The following is an 18,541-nucleotide window of genomic DNA, read 5'->3' as shown; positions in this document are numbered from 1 at the left end:
ATGAACATCTTCGTAATCCTGAAACAAACCTTTGACACCGAGGAAAAAATCAGTATACAAGAAGGCAAAATTGCCGAAGCTGGCGTCAAGTTTATTCTCAATCCCTATGATGAGTATGCGGTTGAAGAGGCGTTGCGTCAGAAGGAACAGCATGGCGGTGCAGTTACCGTAGTATCTGTTGGCCCGGCCAGGGTCGCCGAAGCACTAAGGACAGCTCTGGCCATGGGGGCGGATCAGGCTGTTCTGATCCAGAATGACGATAGCGGGAGTGATGAATTCACTATCTCCTCGCTTCTGGCCGCTTACTTCCGCGATCAAGCCTTCGATCTCATTCTCGGCGGCTATTTCTCGGTCGACAACGGCGCTGGCCAGACCGCGGTGCGACTGGCCAGATTGCTTGAAATTCCCCATGCCTCCGCCATTACCCAACTGCAAATGACTTCCGATCAAGCTACCGTTACCCGCGATGCGGAAGGCGATACCGAGAAGATTGAAATTCGTCTGCCTGCCCTTTTCACCGCCCAGCAAGGCCTTAATGAACCGCGTTACCCTTCCCTGCCCGGGATTATGAAGGCCAAGAAGAAGCCTTTTCTCACCCTGGAGCCGCAGCAGCTAAATGGGATTGCGGACATATCCCCGAAAACAATACGCACCGCCCTCTCCCTGCCCGCCGAACGCAAGAGCGGCCGCATACTGCAAGGAACGATTCAGGAACAGACCGTAGAGCTAGTACACCTGCTTAGGAGCGAGGACAAAGTCATTTAATAAAATGAAGGAGGAATTTCCTATGGGGAACACCTATGTCATCGTAGCCGAGACCAAGGACGGGCGACTGCGCCAGGTCAGTCTTGAGGCGGTTCAAGCCGCCGCCCTGGCCAGTCATGAAGAGGATCAACGGATCGCCCTGCTGCTTGGACATCAGCTCAAGGAAGCTGCTGACCAGCTGGCACTTTATGCAGAGGTAATTATGATCGATCATCCTGATTTGGCCGCCTATCAGGCGGAGACCTATTTTGCAGCGTTAATCCAAGCCTTGGAACCGCTCAAGCCCCATGCCGTATTCTTCGGCCATACCGCCATCGGGCGCGATCTCGCCCCACAGCTTGCCGCTCATTTAAGCGCCGGGCAAATCTCCGATGTTACAGCGATCTCCGATACCGGCGAGGCCATCACTTATACCCGTCCCCTCTACGCCGGAAAAGCATTCGAGAACAGACAGTTCAACAGTTCACCTCAAGTCATCACGATTCGCCCTAACAATATTGCACCTGCTCAGCCTGCTGACACGCCTTCTTCCATTACCGAATTATCCTATACTCCATCAACTTTGCTTCGCAGCGCAATTCAAGAGGTTGTTAGTAAATCGGCTGGGAGAATCGATCTCACGGAAGCTAAAGTCGTCGTCTCTGGTGGCCGTGGAGTCAAGAGCAAAGCGGGCTTTCAGCCTCTCCAGGAACTGGCCGATGTACTTCAGGGAGCTGTCGGCGCTTCACGTGGCGCTTGTGATGCCGGCTACTGCGACTATTCATTGCAGATCGGCCAGACCGGTAAAGTGGTCACACCTGAAATTTATATCGCCTGTGGCATTAGCGGAGCGATTCAGCATTTGGCCGGAATGAGTCAATCCCGCATCATTATCGCCATTAACAAAGACCCGGAGGCCCCGATCTTCAAAATCGCGGATTATGGAATCGTTGGCGATCTCTTTGAGGTCGTCCCCATCCTGACGGAAGAATTCAGGAAACTGCTCGTGACCAACTAAGTGCAACAGATCAGTACGCAAATAAGGGCCAACCGTTCATAGAACTAAGGTTTGCCTGAATAAACACGAAGGCTGCCCCCGCGAGACCGCTATGCGATCTTCTCAGGGACAGCCTTTATCCTATTAATAGCTTATTTTGCGACTTTAATGCGGTCTTCGACTGGAGCGAATTGCTTCTCGCCCGGCTGTGCCGTTGGTTTGCCAAATGGCATTTGGGCGATCAGCTTCCAGGAAGCTGGAACATTCCACTCCGCCTTCACAGCATCATCAATCAGCGGGTTGTAATGTTGAAGCGTTGCACCAAAGCCTTCATTGGCAAGCGCAGTCCAGACAACCAATTGCAACATGCCGCTGGATTGGTTGGACCATACTGGGAAGTTGTCTTTGTAAAGCTCGAATTGTTGCTGCAAGCCTTCAACTACAGCTTGATCCTCGAAGAACAGCACTGTACCATAACCAGCGCGGAATCCGGCCATCTTCTCAGCGGTAGGTCCGAAGTTTTCAGCGGGAACCACCTTTTTCAGAGTATCCTCGGTAATATTCCACAGCTTGTCATGCTGCTCATTCAGCACGAGCAACACGCGGGAAGATTGCGAATTGAAAGATGAAGGAGTGTGAAGGATCGCTTCTTTTACGATTTCTTCAATCTTCTCATCAGAAATAACCGTTTCCTTGTTAATTCCATACACACTGCGTCTGTTCTTCAGCAAATCGACAAATTGACTCATTATTATTCATTCTCCTATCCATTTTCATCTTATTTTGGCCTTAAAACTGCAAACCATTCAACAATTATAGGCCAATTCTCTAAAATAAAGTTCTGTACTAACTATTTATTAGCGACTTATATTTATATATTACACAAGCGATCTGCCTATTGCAAGTGCTTTTTCATAAAAAGTTATCTACATTCAAAAAGTAAGCGCATAACAAGGACTAAACGGGTATTCAGCACCAACGCTGACTACGATTGGGGCCAGACGCGGGATGTCCTCACTGACTCATCCCATGATGAGCGCCTGTGGACGCAAGCTTTGAGTAGGCTGCGCAGTTGGAGCCCTTCTTTAGGTTTATTGCACATAGTGCCTCAGTGAGATATAGCCAGGAATGGAGAGGCGGACTTTTTAGCTCCCTTCCTCTATAAGCATGACCAATGATATATTCCTATCCGGGTTTACATGGGTTATACTGGAAAAAACGATTATAGGAGTGTTACATACCTTGGCAAGAACGAAAATCTTCATAAGTTCTGTGAACGAGGATGGGCTGAAGCCGCTGCGCAAAAGCGTGTTTCATGAGCTTCAGACCCTTGGCCATGAGCCGGTGATGTGGGAGGAGAATATCGGACCGTGGCTGGCTAGCGCTGATCCCGTTACACTCTGTCTGCAAGCGGTTGAGCAATGCGATATCTATCTGTTGTTCATCGCCAGCAAGGCCGGCACCTATGATAAGGCGGCGGAAAGAACGATCACTCACCTGGAATTTATCAAAGCGCAGGAACAGGAAGTTACCATCCTGGTATTCGCGGATGTCGAGGTTAAGCGGATCTTCTTCAGTACCGTCAAGCCGCTGCTTGACCAATATATCGATCAATATATCAGCAAAGAGGAACGCTTCCCTTCCCCGCTTCATATGATGGATGCACTTCGTAAACATAAGCAAGTTCCCGGGCATATCGACCCTTATGTATGGTATTTCCTCTACGACATGATTTTGCGCAGCGTGTATGTAGATGATTTATCATTGGGGGTACCCATCGACTGGAGAAGCTATTTTAGCGATCTACTGCGCAGGGGCTCCCTTCTGCTTCCGCTTGAGGAGTCCATCCAGCTTAGCGGCAACCGGCTGGAGCAATTGGATGAGGCTTTTGATCTGATCGCTGGTTTAATGCCGCAAATGCAGATCAGCGGCTTTCGTGACGCGGAGAAATTTCTGAATCTGATTAAGGATCGCGCCTGCGGGGGTATGATTGAACACGGCTACGGGAAATATATGACGGAGAGTGTCGGAAGCTACGGAGATTGCTCCGCGATAACCCTATATGTGAGCCAGGAGGATCAACTTCATCTGGTCGCCAAATGTGGCAAGGCGCAAGGCCCTCCGTACTATAAGCTGGACAACAAGAGCTCCTATGCCGTTTTAACTTACCAGATGGGCGATCAGCGTGAACAGGTCTTCTTCACCGCCGCCAAGAATATGTTCTACTATTGCATCCGTTCCGGGCCTTATGTCATCACTTTACATTATCCGGCTGAACCTGATTGGGATTATAGGAAGTTTATCCGCTATAAAGAAAGTGTAAACCATGCTATAATAAGTAAAAATCCTGTTATTATCGAATTCATAAAACTAAGTCTAGGAGGGATGCAGCGTGGGTAGCGGTGTATTCGTATCCAAGAATGGACGGGTAAGCAAAGCGATTGGAATTCAGCCCAAGGAAGCATTATTATTTGCCCCTCCTAAGAAGGATTCGTCGCAAATATTGGAGGAACAGCGAATTGCTGTGAAACGTAACAGCAAACAAATCAAGGATCGATTCGCCCAAGCAACCAAACGGGCATGAATTAAGTCGCTTCCCTGATTGACGTTTATGAACAAGGCCTGTGGCCGGTTTTTATACCGGCTCAGGCTTTTTCTATTTGTCCGCTACAGCAAAATCTGTAGTCCTGAGAACCAAATGGTTACGTATGCCCGGGCAGCCTGGACGATCTGCTCTTCCTCGCTATAAAGGCGAATGATCTCAAAATATCCTTCCAAAAACGCAATCGCCAGCGGCCGCGCCGCATCCGAGTTGAGCTGCTTCGCTGCTGACATCTTCCGGTTATGATCCGCAAAATGCATCTCAACATGACTAACAAAGCGATCAAAAAATTCATTTCTTATATTTTCTTGCCGTGTTCCCTTGCTTTTGTACAATAAAATCAGCAAACTCTGCCGATATTCGCGCAGGAACTCCGCCAGCAAGCTCTCTAATTGATCCAGGATCATCGGCATACGATCCGCCGAGATCTCCTCACTATTTTCCATAAGCTCAAGCAACCGTTCGTATGCCGGCATCGTAACGGACTCCAGCAAGGCTTCTTTATTGGGAAAATAACGATACAAGTTGCCCACCGATACCCCCACTTTAGCCGCGATATCCTTCATGGATGTCTTCTCATAACCGGGATCCAGGAACATATTTTGTGCCACTCTCAGCATAGCTTGCCGCAGCTCGTCTTTTAAAACCTGCATAAGCGTGAACCTCCATTCACTTTTAAATATAGGCATGTCCGAACTGAGTTGTCAACGCACTTCTAAAAGGGGATGAAATGATCTTGACTTTATAAATGGATCAGCGTATTTTAAAAGTGAATTACAATTCATTATTGGAGCCAAGCAACAGCGCGTGAACGGATCTGGATGTTACTACACTATTTTATGAAGAGGAGCTGGAGGATTTATGATTGAAGCAACTGATTTGACATACAAGTATCCCGGAAGCAAGGAACGGGTTCTGCACGGGCTCAACTTCTCCATTCCGCAGGGGGAAATATTTGGTTTCCTGGGTCCCTCAGGTGCCGGCAAGAGCACGGCTCAGAAAATCCTTATCGGCATCCTGAAGCAATATGAAGGGCAGGTTACCGTTTTGGGGAGAAATGTCTGCGAGGCTAAATCTGATTATTACGAGAGAATTGGCGTGGCCTTTGAGTTTCCTAATTTTTATGGGCGATTTACCGCGCTGGAGAATCTCCGTCTGTTTCGTTCTCTCTATAAGGGAGCAACGCACAAACCTGAGGAGCTGCTGGAAAGAGTCGGACTTGCGAAATACGGCCATACCAAGGTAGAGAACTTCTCCAAAGGAATGAAAATGAGGCTTAACCTGTGTCGTGCGCTGCTGAATCAACCTGATATTTTATTTCTGGATGAGCCAACCTCTGGACTGGACCCAGTAAATGCCCGGATAGTCATGGAAATCATTCTGCAAATGAAAGCCGAGGGGAAAACGATTCTGATTACAACGCACAATATGCGCACGGCAGAAGAAATTTGCGATCGGATCGCTTTTATCGTTGACGGACAAATCGCCCTTATTGACACCCCTCGTGAATTAAAAGTGCAGCATGGCAAAAGGCGTGTCCGGGTGGAGTACAGGAAAGGGAAGCAAGTAACACAAGAACATTTCGCATTAAGCGGAATCGGGGCTAATCCGATATTCACGGAACTGCTGCTTCGGGAAGAAATTGAAACGATTCATACGGAGGAAGCCACTCTGGAGGAGATTTTTATCAAGGTAACGGGGAGGAATCTGGAATGAGAATGGCGGGCGCCATCGCATACGATATTAAATTGCAGCATAGACACGGATTTTATTATGCTTACCTGGTGATCAGCCTATTCTACATTGGGTTATTGCGCCTTTTGCCTGCTTCCTCTCGTGAAATGGCCGATATTTTGCTAACGTTTACCGATCCAAGCATGCTTGGCTTTTTCTTTATCGGTGGCCTGGTGTTGTTGGAAAAAGGCCAGGATATTCATCATACGCTATTTGTTACGCCTTATAAGCCTGAGGAGTACATGGTGTCAAAAACACTGTCGCTTACTTTGTTATCTATGATCAGCAGCTATTTGATTCATATCAGTCAATTTGGCTTTACGACAAATCCTCTGTTGTTTATAACCGGTGTGTTCCTGACGTCTGTATTTTTCACGCTGCTGGGCATGGCCGTGGCCTTTCGCTCCCGCTCATTAAACGGTTTCTTCTTTCTGTCTACTGTGGTGACATTCGTGTTCATGCTGCCGATAATGGACTATCTTCCTATCTGGTCTACGCCCTTTTATTATATATTGCCAACTCAAGGTTCGTTCATCCTGCTCCGTGCAGCCTTCGAGCCCATGCCCTGGTTGCAAATCCTATATGCGGTTCTGCTGCTTGCAGGCTGGGGTGGTCTTGCTTTCCTCTGGACGCGGTATTCTTTCCGGAAGTTTATTATGCTGAGGTTGGGAGGGGATGGATCATGATTCCTGCACTGCGTTTACTCCGCAGCGATATGAAGCTCGTTGGCCGGGATTCCATGTTATTCTTCTATCTCCTTGCCCCCTTATTTCTTATGTCCGCTCTAAAATTTGGAGTGCCGGCGGCAGACAAAGCGCTTGCGATTTACTTCCAATTCAACTTATCCGAATATTACGGTCTTATTACCGCGGTATCCCTTCTCCTGGTTAGCCTGATTCTCGGCTGTATGTGCGGATATATGATGCTGGATGAGCGGGATGACCATTTGATTCAATATTTTGCAGTGACGCCACTATCCCGCAGCGGCTATCTGGTATGCCGACTCGCCACGGCGGTTATCCTGTCCGTTGTTTACGATGCGATCCTGCTCTTGGTGGCGGCCCCCGAGTCAGTGAGTACAGCACAGGTATTATGCCTGGTACCGATGGCTGCGCTTGAAGCACCTGTTATCGCATTGTTCCTGGTTGCTTTTGCAGCTAATAAAGTGGAGGGTCTTGCCCTATCCAAAGGAGCGAGTCTGATCGTAGCCATTCCGGCGGCAGCATGGTTCATACCTCCCCCTTTAAAATATGGATTAGGCATCTTTCCCCCTTTTTGGATCTACGAAATACTGCGCCGCAGCTATGAAGAAGGTCCGTGGGGAGCGCTGCTGCTCATATTGACTGGATTATGCGTTCATCTGCTGGCCGTGTATGTGATGCTGCGCAGATTTTTGCGGAGACAGGATTAACCTTATACGCATGATTTCTAAATACGCCCCCAATGTCAAAAAAATAACTGACGATTTGGGGGCGTTAAATGATAAAGCGCTAATGACTATCGCTTAGCCGCTTAAGCGATCAGCTTCAACCCAACGGCTGCGGACAGAACCATAGCGATGAACAGTATCCTTCTCCATTCTCTGGATTCTCCGTAGAGAATCATTCCAACAAGCGCGCTGCCCACCGTGCCAATTCCAGTCCAGATCGCGTAAGCAGTTCCCATGGAGATCGACTCCATTGCAATAGATAGCAATACAAAACTAAAAATAAAACCGCCGAACAAAAGGGAGAAGGATACGATGTCCTTACGCTGGTTCAGCTTATTGATTCCGGCCACGCCCAGCACCTCTCCGAATCCGGCCAACACAAGCAAGATCCAAGCCATGACTATCCCTCCTCCTTCACTCCATGCTCTTTCGTAATCATTTTCAGACCCACTACGCCGGCTAACAGCAGCAAAATCAATAAAATTTTTGCCAGCTTGACCGGTTCATTGAAGATTAACATCTCCGTCAGTACGGTACCCGCGGTTCCGATGCCTGTAAATACCGCATACGCCGTTCCTACCGGCAGCTTCTTTGTCGACAGAATCAACAGATACATACTGAACACAATCGAAAACGCAGTTCCCATCCATTCCAGTGCGGTCCCTGCATGCTTCAGTCCGATGACCCAGCTAATCTCAAGCAATCCAGCAATGAATACTAGTGACCAGTTACGGCTCATTTCCTCACTCCTCTCTAACGATGTTCAGATGGATACGCTAGTTAAGGTTCCCTTCACATCACCTCTCCTCTCCGAGACCTCGAAAAAACCAAAAAAAGCCCGGAGAAGATATCCTTCTGATATCCTCCCGGGCTTTTATCCCTCCGTGTCCACAGACTTTTGTGCCTGTGCGTTCTCTCTCGGACCAGTCCAGCATCAAGCCGCTGCGGAACCCTAGAGAACAAATTGTACTCTTAAACTTATCAATACACACTTATTTTAACATCTATCTTAATTCCATGCCACCCTTCAAAAATTGCTGTATCTTTATGTTAAGTTGCTTAATTGAACTATCGTTAATGAACGATTCATATATCCTAACTGAGGGAAAGCCGTACTAATACTTACACCTATTTCATCTCCTGCTGCTAAAGGGGCTTGAATCACAAAAGAGGAACTGCTTCTATTTGGTATCTTGAAAAAGGTCGTTGTATCCCCAAAAATCGGCACACCATTGTTAGTAATAATGGCATTTAAATAAGGTTCTGACGGATCTGGATCAACTGTGGCTTCGGCATTAATAGAGATTGTGATTTGATAAATTCCACTTTCACCGACGACTAATTCATTACCCGATGGACTAACTGTGATATTCATGGATAACGGACCGACGATACTAAAGGGTACAGGTTCAAATGCAGCCCCGGGCGTCTCTATGCTATTTCCCCTTAAGGAACCATAGGCCAACACAACCTCTCCAGTGGCTCCCGTAGGACCTGGTAAGCCTGTGGCTCCGGTGGCTCCGATAGCACCTGCAGCCCCGGTAGCACCTGTGGCCCCAGTAGCGCCGGTAGCGCCTGTGGCTCCAATAGCACCTGCAGCTCCAGTAGCGCCTGTAGCTCCAACGGGGCCTGGCTGGCCCATAACCCCTGCTGGCCCTATAGCTCCCGTAGGACCTACAGCTCCAGTAGGACCTGGCAGACCCATAGCTCCTGTGGGTCCCCTTGCCCCCGCAGGACCTACAGCTCCAGTAGGACCTGGCAGACCCATAGCTCCGGCAGGGCCCGTGGGTCCGGCGGGGCCCGGCAGACATATGGCTCCTGTAGCTCCAGGACGTCTTCGTCTTCCTTTTGTATTGTGATGGCAAGAATTATTACGTCGACGTTTTAGCTTTGGCACACGCCTTTTAGAAGGATATTTGGAGCAGAATGTCATTTTTACATCACCTTTTTTAAACAGGATATTCCGTTTCCAGCATAGGTACTGTATTAATACCCATAAAGACTTATAGAATGGGCAGAAAACTTGTTTCGGGTTTTTACGCTGCAGGCTTTACACTCTGTCTGGACAAATTATAACGTTGCATCCCGAAAAAATTCTTGACCGAATGACAAAAGTATTTATATCAATTATGGATTAGCCCTCAATGCGATTAACACGAGAACTAGGCATCCTTAAAATATTCCCTCGCTTGTAACCCGCTCCCTAATGTTTTAACATAATAATTGCAGAGTTATGAGAGTTACTTACTTAGACTTTAAAATAGACAAAAAAGGAGTGTAGACAAAAATGGACAGAAAGCTATTTTCCACTTTTACGATCAAGAATACGACATTCAGAAACCGGGTAGTGATGTCCCCGATGTGCATGTACTCTTCACTGAATAAAGACGGCAAGGTATCTGATTGGCATCTCGTCCACTACCCGACTCGGGCAGTTGGCGGCGTAGGTCTGATTATTGTCGAAGCTACCGCTGTATCGCCTGAAGGCCGGATCTCTTATAGAGACCTTGGAATTTGGGATAACGAGCATATCGAAGGGCTGCAAAGACTTGTATCGCTAATGCAGCAGAACGGAGCCAAAGCCGGTATCCAGCTTGCCCATGCAGGCCGCAAGGCTGATCTTGAAGAGACGATTCTGGCTCCATCGGCGATTCCGTTCGCTGCTATGAAGACGCCAAAGGCCGCCGATCTTGAAGAGATTCAGGGAATCGTGCAAAAATTCCGGGATGCGGCTCGCCGCGCTAAAGAAGCTGGATTCGATGTCATTGAACTTCATGCCGCTCACGGTTATTTGCTGAACGAGTTCCTGTCGCCGCTCTCCAACCATCGTGAAGATGAATACGGCGGAAGTGCCGACAATCGTTATCGTTTGCTCGGGGAAGTGATTGAGGCTGTCAAGCAGGAATGGGACGGCCCTCTATTCGTGCGCATCTCCGCCGAGGAATACGCGGAAGGCGGCAACCATCTTGAGGATTACATCCATTATGTCCGTAAAATGAAGGAACAGGGCGTTGATTTGATCGATTGCAGTTCAGGTGCCCTTGTCCCCGCTCATATCGACATTTTCCCTGGCTATCAGGTGCATCTGTCCGAACAGATTCGCCATCAAGCCGAGATTCCAACTGGCGCGGTAGGACTTATTACAAGCCCGCAGCACGCAGAGGAGATAATCGGCAACGGCAGAGCCGATCTGATCTTCCTCGGACGCGAGCTGCTGAAGGACCCCTATTGGACCTTGCATGCAGCCAAAGAGCTAGGCGCTGAGATTCAGCCCCCGAAGCAGTATGATCGGGCGTTCTAAGGATGCACGATATGGAAAAAACTCAGACAACGCTTAACTACAGAAATATCCTGATTATGACTGCAGTAGAGGCCGAGCGCGAGGCCGTGCTGCGCGGCATTGCCAGGGCTGCGAGTGAGCAAGGTTCTGCGGAGCAAGCAAAGTTTGATGTGCAATTATGCGGGGTCGGCCCCATTTCAGCGGCTGCGGAAACCGCCGCCTATCTGGCCGCCAATCCGAATTATGATCTCGTCCTTAGCGCCGGCATCGGCGGCGGCTTCACAGAACGGGCCGAGATCGGTTCGATCGCCATCGCCGATAGCATTATCGCTGCCGATCTGGGAGCCGAGACCGGGGATGGCTTCTCCAGCGTGGACAAGCTTGGCTTCGGTTCTTCAAGCGTTCCGGTGGCGTCTGCCCTCTCTGAAGAGTTGACTAAGTCGATTCAAAATGCCGGATGGGCAGTATGCAGCGGGCCTATTCTAACCCTTTCCACGGTGACCGGAACTCAGAAAACGGCCGATGAGCTGAAGCAAAGAATTCCCGGAGCTGTGGCAGAAGCCATGGAAGGTTATGGTGCGGCATTTGCGGCTCACCGCCTGAACATCCCCGTCATGGAGATCCGGACGATCTCCAATGCTGTGGGCCCGCGTAATCGTGAGCTATGGCGGATTGGCGACGCCCTGCAGGCGCTTGAACAGGCCTGCTATATTTTAGCGGAGGTATTACAACGATGAGAATTGCTTTTTCACCCTGTCCTAATGACACTTTTGTATTCCATGCCCTGGTCCATGGCCTGATCCCGGGAACTCCTGAATTTGAAGTGACCTATGCCGATATCGATCGAACGAACGGATGGGCGGCTAAGGGAAAAGGCGGAGATATTATGAAGATATCGTTTGCCGCTTTGCCCTGGGTGCTGGATAAATACGCCCTGCTTCCGTGTGGAGGAGCGCTTGGGCGCGGCTGTGGACCGCTTGTATTGACCAAGGGGAATTCCGAGCAGCTTGGCGATCCTGCTTCCCTCTCCGGCCGACGCGTTGCAGTACCTAGCGAACGCTCCACAGCATATTTGCTGTTCCGGCTTTGGGCCGCCCAACATGTACCGGGAGGCGTTGGCGAGATTATTGTCATGCCGTTTGATCAGATCATGCCTGCGGTCCAGGATGGCTCCATCGATGCCGGACTGGTCATTCATGAAGCGCGTTTTACTTATAAAAACTATGGTTTGCAGCTGATGGCCGATCTTGGCAACTGGTGGGAAGAAGATACGGGCTTACCGATTCCGCTAGGTGCGATCATTGCCGACCGTTCCCTTGATCTTGCCTCGATTCGCAGCTGGATCAAGCAATCCGTAGAATATGCCTGGGCCCATCCGGAAGCATCAGCAGATTATGTACTTAGCCATGCTCAAGAGATGTCTCCTGACGTTACGCAAGCCCATATTAATCTCTACGTGAACAAATACTCAGCAGATCTGGGCGATGACGGCTATGCTGCGATATCTGCACTGCTCAGCCGCGCCGCCGATGAGGGGCTGGTTCCGGCCATTGATCCTGCAGCATTGCGAGTATAGGAAACGGATATTTTTCAGGTAAGAGGCTCGATCTAAAAGGAAGCCCAACTAATAAAAAGCTGCAGCCAAAAATCGTTAAAACGGTTTTAGCTGCAGCTTTTTGTTTGCGGAAATCCTATTGCCAGCGCTTCAGCGTAGGAAGCAGCCCCTGCATCATAGAACGTGCTGTCTCCTCACTCATGCCTCCCGGCTCATCTGACACCATATGGGGAACACATATCTCGACCATTTCATCCTTTGTCACATCCGCCGTGAAGCTCCCCTCTTTATAGCAGTAATGACAATAGTCCTCGCTAATCGATCCATCTGCTTCCGTCCCATATTCAGCTTCAGGCTGGTTCATCGGCATAGCACAGCTCTGGCATAGCTTCATTTCATTCATCTCAAATTCCTCCATTCAAATATTCAGCTTGGCTCCATCCATTGCTTTGATAAAAGCTTTGTATTTGCTGCTTATGCTTCTTGTCATGCGGGATAAATCCGCGCAAATAGCTGCGGATGCTAAACCTTTTACCGTCTCCGTCCACATAATCCCGCAAATACTCCTCTTCCTGCAAACCGGAAATAGCGCGGATAATCTTCGTGCGATACTCTACGAATTGATCATAGATTTCCAGCTTCGTCCTCGATTTCGCATACCGGATCGCTTGAGCATTAAACGGATTGAAGTCCTGATGCTTCACAGTCAGCGGTTCTCCCAGCTTGATCTTCTCAATCGCCTCCTCGTAGAAATACTTATCCCAGAGCATGATATGACATAACATGTCCTTCACCGTCCACTTCCCTACTGCAATCGGGGTATCCCAATACTGATCCTCCAGGCCGCAGATTGAAGCAACGAACGGGATCAACCCGTTATACTCCTCCACCATTTCCGTACTTGTCTTTGCCACTCGTCCCCTCCTCCCTACTAATTATTAGTTGTAAAATCATTGAATCTATTTTTATTATATAGATGCCTAACTGACAGCTTGCTGTCATATTAAGATTATGTTTCTATCATTTCTCCCTTTTTTGTTCGCCGAATCCGAAGTCATTGCCACATTTACTTCAGAAGAATGCCCCTAAGCATGAGAACGGCATACGTTCTCTGTTAGGGGCATTCTCTACTTTTTAGTCATGGATAATATTTATCACTTCGGATATTTGCTCGGTTAACCTTAATTATATCTTCCGATCATATTTTTTAATTTACTGGCTATAATTTCACGGATATGTGCGGGCTCGAGCACCTCAGCCATATCGCCAAAAGACAGGATATAGCCGTACACCCAGTCATCCTCCGGATAAGACACTGTTGCAATGAAACTTCCATCCTCACAGCGGGCGACCTGCTCCTCTTCAAACTCATCATAAATTCGGTACAATAACGCGCCGTTTATTTTCAGCTTTAATGTAACCATCGCCTGGGATGCCCAGCCTGTCTGTTCCTGCTCCACATGGTCGGTCGCCAGAAGACTTCGGGTACAGTTCTCTTCAAGCACAATCAGGTCCTTCATCCTTGACAGCTTGAACACACGCATCGCCTGTCTGTCCAGGCAATACGCCCTCAAATACCAGGTCCTCCCTTTGAACCAGAGCTGTATCGGTTCTACCGCCCGTGCTGTTTTCTCATATGAACTTGCACCATAATAGTCGAAGGAAAGCCGATGCCGTTCCAATATAGCGGTCTTGATAAGCTGGAAACGCTCCTGCTTCTCATCGCCCCAGTGAGTAAAATCAACTTCAATCCAGTTCGCTTGCTGGAACCCGAACATTCCGCTCATTTTCGTAAGAATCCGATTGACCTCAGGATAATGAGTTGCCTTCATGCCCTGAAGCACGGAGAGAATGTCCCGCTGCTCCTGCTCGGATAGCAATGACTTGTTCAGAACATAACTCTCAAGCAGGCTGATTCCGCCGCCCTTTCCTTTGTTCGTATAGATCGGAATGTTGGCCTCGCTAAGAATGTCCAGATCCCGATAGATCGTGCGCGGCGACACCTCGAAATGATCTGCAAGCTCCTTGGCGGTGACGATCTGCTTATCCAGTAAAATATATACAATTTCAAACAAACGCGTAATTTTTGACATGATTCCTCCTGCATCGCTTCCAGCGATACATTTTCTTAACTCCCCTTATTTCCCGAATCGGCGGCGATACCCGCATTTGCGGCACAGCTCCTCGACAGCTTCCCTGCGTGAGAATCCTTCGTACAAGCGATTTGCGCGCTCCCCCTCTACAATTTCAGAGAATGGCTTATCGTACACATTGCCTAAGTTAATAACTCCCTCTCCATCCAGGCAACAAGGGATCACTGTACCATCGACTAGAATTCCCGCCTGGTTGCGCAGCGCATGACAGAACCCGCGTCCATCATCCTCTTCCGCTTTCAGATCAGGCCAATCGAACTCTACATCCTGATTTAAATAAATCCGCTCAGCAATTTTAACACCGCTGCCAGGAACTACCTTCTCCTCAATCCGGTAATCCAGTCCGAACTCCTCTTCGATCAAACCTAGAGTAGCTCTATTGCGGCTGCGAATATGATTCTCGACATTATCCCTCGTTAGATTCCAAAGTCGGAAGGACACGATCAAATCCGATAGCGCCGTCGCTTCGCGTACGAAATTGAAGATCTCCCGCAAATAGCCTTCACGATTCTCAGACCCGGCATGTCCGTCAAAGCTGTGCAAGGAGAAATTCATTTGCCTTAACGCAGGCTTGCCGAGCAGCTTCGGAGCTGCCTTATGAATCAACGTCCCATTTGTTGTTATATTCACTTTAAAACCTTTTTCATAGCTTAGATCAAGCAATTGATCGATCTTGGGGTGAAGCAGCGGTTCGCCTTTTACATGAAAATATATGTAATCCGTATGCGGCTTAATGTCATCCAGAATTTTGTTGAAATCCTCCACTTTAATAAAACGGGCTTGTCTCTCCGTGGGCGGGCAGAAACTACAGGCCAAATTGCAAATGCTCGTCGTCTCAATATAAAATTTCTTGAATTTCTTCATATACGTTCTCTCTTCTCCAATCTCAAGCACTCGCCAGCGATGATCTATCAGATCATTCACATAATTTTGTCCAATCTACTTCCTATTCTAACTGATCTGTCCTAAAAGTCACGGTAATTCCACCGTTTGATCTACTATTCATCCACGAACCACAACGCCATGCCGGATTCCTGATGTCTAAGCTTCTTCCGACCTGACGTTGCGATCCGTCCTCCTTATCCGCTGCTTCGCAAGCTGATTTTTACTTGTTCCAGGATAATCGGCGTACCGGCAAATACGGTATCATCCCCAAGCTCAAGCATTAATGAATCGGCGGTGACCTCATATATTTGCCCCTCCTGCAAAAGACCGTTAATATACAAATTCGAGTAATTGCTAGGGTCGGGACCAAGAAACTGAGTGGCATTATTTCCATCATCATTCTGGAATTGTTCTACAGGTATGACCACGGAAGCTTGCAGGTCTGAATCAGGAAAATAGAAATAGCGGAAGGGCAATACGATGACGCTTAAATTACTTCCCCCGGGTGGTCCTGGTGGCCCTTGTGGTCCCGCAGGCCCGGGAGGCCCCGGATCTCCTTGAGGACCGGAAAATCCCCGCAATCCCTGGATTCCCGGTGGCCCGGGCGGTCCCTGATCTCCCGGCGGACCTGGAAGCCCTCCAGGCCCTATGGATCCGGGTATCCCTTGTGGCCCCGGCGGACCTTGCGGTCCTTGGGGGCCATGCGGTCCTGGAAGCCCTTCTGAACCTTGCAATCCCGGTTTGCCTTCCGGACCTCGTGAACCAGGTGTTCCTATGCCAGGGGGATTGTTCCAACCTGCGTGGCTATCCGGGGGCAGATGCGACGGTTTATTGGGGGGTGGAGGAGCACAATGGGGAAGTTGGATTACTTCCTCATGATGTTTCCTCCAACGCCGTTTATTCTTCTCGAAGTGATGCGTTTTATTGGGATGTCTCTTTCCTTTGCGCCACTTGGCTAATTTTGCATGCTGCCCTATCCGTTCCAATCTAAAGGCATAGGAACGTCTGCGCCGCTTTATTCTTCGTCGGTTAAGACTGCGTAAAACCATTAACCCACCTCCTCGATCCATGATTCTTGACTATGTTATCTTATGTTGAATCCATGGCGAAGAAATGGACACATTACCCAAATTCGGGGCAAATGTTTAAAAATAATCCCTATGTAGAAACGCCGTTGCCATTCTATAAAATAATCATTATATATTATAAATCGAGAATCTCTCGATCTAGTCATATATTTATAAGGAGTGAGAATCCATGGCCGTTATTAAACCGGTATTTACAGCCACAGCAAGCGCCCCCGTTGCCAGCGGCGGCGCAGTTACAACAACATTAAACCCGGACACAACCCGATATTTTGCCACACTGACTGCAGGCATGTTAGGAGCTACGGATACTACAATTCCAGCCGGAAGCTTCGTAGACGACACGGATACTGCAATCACTGCGCTGCCAGCGTTAACCGCCAATGACTACTTCAACGTCTATATTAACGGAGTTATTCAGCAGCAATCACTATCCACACTGGCAACAGACAGTCTTGTATTGACCGCGACGACGCCCGATCTTTCCGCCGGTACGCCAATCCAACTGGAGATCGTCAGCTTTGCCAACGTATCATCGACTCTGTCAACACCACCGGATATTTCCGCACCCGTCATCACAATTACTTCCTGAATCAAGCGACATGCATCAAACAGGAGGCTGCTCATATTACTGAGCAGCCTCCTGTGCTGCCTTGCGTTATAAAGGTTACTTATTGCTCGATTGTGCTGCTTTCTTCTTCGTTTTCTTCGTGTTTTTCCAATCCTCAAGCGAGGACCCTGTATCCACCTGCAGCAACCCGCTCTTGGACATGCCGATTTGTTGAGAAGAATATATTCCCGTATGCCCCGAGAACACATAGCTTACGATACAAGCCATGAACATATACAACGCCCCTTCGGAGCCGAAGATTTCAACCCCCATGATAAAGCAGGCGATCGGTGTACTCGTTGCCCCGGAGAAGACTGCGATAAAACCAAGCGCAGCCAGGAAAGGGCCATATATATGGAGTAGACTTGCCAGGGAATGCCCAAGGGTCGAGCCGATAACGAATAATGGCGTTACCTCGCCTCCCTGAAATCCGGACCCAAGCGTAATTGAAGTAAATAGAAGCTTCCATAAGAAAGCGAATGGAGATACTCCTTCCGTCAACGAGGAGGTGATCAGAGGTATGCCCAACCCCAAATAATCACGGCTGCCTGCGATATACACAAGCGCAATGACGATTGCACCGCCAACGGCGGATTTTATTATCGGGTTCTTAAATACCCTGGAAAAGGTTCTCTTAAAAAAATGAGTGAGCTCACTGAAGCAGAGACTGACCAGGCCGAAGATCACGGAAGCCAGCAGGACTTTTAACACGACACCAACAGACAAGGGCGGAATCCAATCAACGGAATAGCTCGTATGATGGACGCCCCATACATGAGTCGCTACTATGTCTCCAATGAAGCTGGCTGCAAAGCACGGAATAAGCGCGCGATAACTCATCAGGCCAATCGCAATAACTTCAAGGCCAAAGACCGTTCCGGCAAGCGGTGTGCCGAACACGGAGCCGAAGCCGCCGCTGACGCCGCACATGAGTAAAATCCGTCGATCCAGCGCATCGATTTTAATCATTTTACCGAACCACTCTGCCAGGCTTCCTCCCATCTGTACTGCCGTTCCCTCCCGTCCGGCCGAGCCGCCGAATAAATGCGTAATCAGCGTGCCCAACAGGACAAGCGGGGCCATTCGCAATGGAATAGTCTCCCCTCCATTCTGGATCCCTTCCAGAATCAAGTTATTCCCTCTTGAACTGCTGCCGCCGAACCTCATATACATATAGCTGACCAACGCTCCGCCAACAGGCAGCAGGAATAACAGCCAAGGATGGGAAATACGCTGCTGTGTTACGTAATCCAGACTGTGCAAGAATAAGGCCGAGGCACTCCCGGCGAGGATTCCAACTATCCCACCAAGAACAAGCCACTTCAAAAAAGAGCCCAAATAAGCAATATGCGGGAAACTATACAACAGGCGTTCCCTCTTCTCCCCGTTTTGTTCATTCATCATCTGATTCCTCTTCTCTGGCTTAATGTTGCTGCCGCGTGAAAGGCTAGATACTCCGTTTCTCCC

The 18,541-nt window shown here is 48.9% G+C and carries 22 protein-coding genes and 1 riboswitch; of the genes, 11 read left to right on the top strand and 11 right to left on the bottom strand.

What is annotated here, in order from left to right; translation table 11 throughout:
• Together BN1360_RS17070 and BN1360_RS17065 are read left to right on the top strand one after the other, a co-directional pair.
• The gene (locus tag BN1360_RS17070; protein ID WP_068781064.1) at nt 1-765 is read left to right on the top strand and encodes an electron transfer flavoprotein subunit beta/FixA family protein; all 765 of its coding nucleotides are present in this window, start codon (nt 1-3) and stop codon (nt 763-765) included.
• A 22-nt stretch (nt 766-787) separates the two neighbouring features.
• Nucleotides 788-1,762 carry an electron transfer flavoprotein subunit alpha/FixB family protein gene (locus BN1360_RS17065; RefSeq protein ID WP_068781063.1) on the top strand — a complete coding sequence of 325 codons (975 nt, stop codon included), beginning with the start codon at nt 788-790 and terminating at the stop codon, nt 1,760-1,762.
• A 131-nt stretch (nt 1,763-1,893) separates the two neighbouring features.
• Here BN1360_RS17065 and BN1360_RS17060 read toward each other — a convergent pair whose 3' ends face one another.
• Entirely contained in the window at nt 1,894-2,490 is a 597-nt protein-coding gene (locus BN1360_RS17060; protein WP_068781062.1) for a nitroreductase family protein, read from the bottom strand.
• A 493-nt stretch (nt 2,491-2,983) separates the two neighbouring features.
• Here BN1360_RS17060 and BN1360_RS17055 point away from each other — a divergent pair, with 493 nt between their 5' ends.
• Both BN1360_RS17055 and BN1360_RS17050 read left to right on the top strand, forming a co-directional pair.
• Nucleotides 2,984-4,141, top strand: coding sequence for a DUF4062 domain-containing protein (locus tag BN1360_RS17055; RefSeq protein WP_179013608.1), 1,158 nt, complete (start codon nt 2,984-2,986; stop codon nt 4,139-4,141).
• The gene (locus BN1360_RS17050) at nt 4,134-4,325 is read left to right on the top strand and encodes a hypothetical protein (RefSeq protein WP_068781060.1); all 192 of its coding nucleotides are present in this window, start codon (nt 4,134-4,136) and stop codon (nt 4,323-4,325) included. Before BN1360_RS17055 ends, BN1360_RS17050 begins: the two co-directional genes overlap by 8 nt.
• A gap of 83 nt (nt 4,326-4,408) precedes the next feature.
• Here the strand turns inward: BN1360_RS17050 and BN1360_RS17045 are convergent, their stop codons facing one another.
• Nucleotides 4,409-4,996, bottom strand: a complete 588-nt coding sequence (locus tag BN1360_RS17045) for a TetR/AcrR family transcriptional regulator (protein WP_068781059.1) — start codon at nt 4,994-4,996, stop codon at nt 4,409-4,411.
• 208 nt (nt 4,997-5,204) lie between these two features.
• On the opposite strand from BN1360_RS17045, the gene BN1360_RS17040 reads away from it, so the two are divergent.
• Genes BN1360_RS17040 through BN1360_RS17030 form a run of 3 tightly spaced genes read left to right on the top strand, consistent with a single transcriptional unit; the run spans nt 5,205 to nt 7,488 of the window.
• On the top strand, nt 5,205-6,059 hold the full coding sequence (locus tag BN1360_RS17040; RefSeq protein WP_068781058.1) for an ABC transporter ATP-binding protein: 855 nt from the start codon (nt 5,205-5,207) through the stop codon (nt 6,057-6,059).
• Complete coding sequence (locus BN1360_RS17035) at nt 6,056-6,763, top strand: fluoroquinolone export ABC transporter permease subunit (RefSeq protein WP_068781057.1); 708 nt, start codon at nt 6,056-6,058, stop codon at nt 6,761-6,763. Before BN1360_RS17040 ends, BN1360_RS17035 begins: the two co-directional genes overlap by 4 nt.
• Nucleotides 6,760-7,488 (top strand): hypothetical protein, encoded by a 729-nt coding sequence (locus tag BN1360_RS17030; RefSeq protein ID WP_068781056.1) that lies wholly within the window; start codon nt 6,760-6,762, stop codon nt 7,486-7,488. Before BN1360_RS17035 ends, BN1360_RS17030 begins: the two co-directional genes overlap by 4 nt.
• 101 nt (nt 7,489-7,589) lie before the next feature.
• Here the strand turns inward: BN1360_RS17030 and BN1360_RS17025 are convergent, their stop codons facing one another.
• From BN1360_RS17025 to BN1360_RS26325, 3 genes are all read right to left on the bottom strand, one after another.
• Nucleotides 7,590-7,904 carry a DMT family transporter gene (locus tag BN1360_RS17025; protein ID WP_068781055.1) on the bottom strand — a complete coding sequence of 105 codons (315 nt, stop codon included), beginning with the start codon at nt 7,902-7,904 and terminating at the stop codon, nt 7,590-7,592.
• Between the two features lie 2 nt (nt 7,905-7,906).
• Complete coding sequence (locus BN1360_RS17020; RefSeq protein ID WP_068781054.1) at nt 7,907-8,245, bottom strand: DMT family transporter; 339 nt, start codon at nt 8,243-8,245, stop codon at nt 7,907-7,909.
• A 122-nt stretch (nt 8,246-8,367) separates the two neighbouring features.
• Nucleotides 8,368-8,473, bottom strand: a riboswitch (guanidine-I (ykkC/yxkD leader).
• A gap of 78 nt (nt 8,474-8,551) precedes the next feature.
• A complete protein-coding gene (locus BN1360_RS26325; RefSeq protein WP_324254275.1) occupies nt 8,552-9,274 on the bottom strand; it encodes a collagen-like protein in 723 nt (240 codons plus the stop codon).
• 519 nt (nt 9,275-9,793) lie between these two features.
• Between BN1360_RS26325 and namA the strand changes: the two genes are divergently transcribed.
• The 3 genes from namA to BN1360_RS17000 are packed head-to-tail and all read left to right on the top strand — an operon-like array spanning nt 9,794 to nt 12,362.
• Complete coding sequence (gene namA / locus BN1360_RS17010) at nt 9,794-10,807, top strand: NADPH dehydrogenase NamA (protein WP_068781053.1); 1,014 nt, start codon at nt 9,794-9,796, stop codon at nt 10,805-10,807.
• Nucleotides 10,808-10,809: 2 nt separating this feature from the next.
• Nucleotides 10,810-11,523 (top strand): futalosine hydrolase, encoded by a 714-nt coding sequence (locus tag BN1360_RS17005; RefSeq protein WP_068781052.1) that lies wholly within the window; start codon nt 10,810-10,812, stop codon nt 11,521-11,523.
• Nucleotides 11,520-12,362: a 1,4-dihydroxy-6-naphtoate synthase gene (locus BN1360_RS17000; RefSeq protein ID WP_068781051.1), complete on the top strand. Its 843-nt coding sequence runs from the start codon at nt 11,520-11,522 to the stop codon at nt 12,360-12,362. The genes BN1360_RS17005 and BN1360_RS17000 overlap by 4 nt, the downstream gene beginning before the upstream one ends.
• Before the next feature lie 115 nt (nt 12,363-12,477).
• Here the strand turns inward: BN1360_RS17000 and BN1360_RS16995 are convergent, their stop codons facing one another.
• From BN1360_RS16995 to BN1360_RS26260, 5 genes are all read right to left on the bottom strand, one after another.
• Complete coding sequence (locus tag BN1360_RS16995) at nt 12,478-12,744, bottom strand: zinc ribbon domain-containing protein (protein ID WP_068781050.1); 267 nt, start codon at nt 12,742-12,744, stop codon at nt 12,478-12,480.
• Between the two features lies 1 nt (nt 12,745).
• Nucleotides 12,746-13,255: a DinB family protein gene (locus BN1360_RS16990; RefSeq protein WP_068781049.1), complete on the bottom strand. Its 510-nt coding sequence runs from the start codon at nt 13,253-13,255 to the stop codon at nt 12,746-12,748.
• A 267-nt stretch (nt 13,256-13,522) separates the two neighbouring features.
• Nucleotides 13,523-14,434 carry a helix-turn-helix transcriptional regulator gene (locus BN1360_RS16985; RefSeq protein ID WP_068781048.1) on the bottom strand — a complete coding sequence of 304 codons (912 nt, stop codon included), beginning with the start codon at nt 14,432-14,434 and terminating at the stop codon, nt 13,523-13,525.
• 45 nt (nt 14,435-14,479) lie between these two features.
• Nucleotides 14,480-15,358, bottom strand: a complete 879-nt coding sequence (locus BN1360_RS16980; protein WP_068781047.1) for a radical SAM/SPASM domain-containing protein — start codon at nt 15,356-15,358, stop codon at nt 14,480-14,482.
• Nucleotides 15,359-15,573: 215 nt separating this feature from the next.
• Complete coding sequence (locus BN1360_RS26260) at nt 15,574-16,428, bottom strand: DUF4183 domain-containing protein (RefSeq protein WP_218652839.1); 855 nt, start codon at nt 16,426-16,428, stop codon at nt 15,574-15,576.
• Between the two features lie 208 nt (nt 16,429-16,636).
• On the opposite strand from BN1360_RS26260, the gene BN1360_RS16970 reads away from it, so the two are divergent.
• Nucleotides 16,637-17,056, top strand: coding sequence for a DUF4183 domain-containing protein (locus BN1360_RS16970; RefSeq protein WP_068781044.1), 420 nt, complete (start codon nt 16,637-16,639; stop codon nt 17,054-17,056).
• Between the two features lie 75 nt (nt 17,057-17,131).
• Here the strand turns inward: BN1360_RS16970 and BN1360_RS16965 are convergent, their stop codons facing one another.
• A complete protein-coding gene (locus BN1360_RS16965; protein ID WP_229521027.1) occupies nt 17,132-18,478 on the bottom strand; it encodes a voltage-gated chloride channel family protein in 1,347 nt (448 codons plus the stop codon).
• Nucleotides 18,479-18,541: the final 63 nt, after the last annotated feature.

It is taken from the genome of Paenibacillus sp. GM2 (assembly GCF_900069005.2).
Taxonomy (GTDB): domain Bacteria; phylum Bacillota; class Bacilli; order Paenibacillales; family Paenibacillaceae; genus Fontibacillus.
The sequence above is the reverse complement of the archived record's forward strand: the minus strand, read 5'-3'. Positions and strand labels throughout refer to the sequence as shown.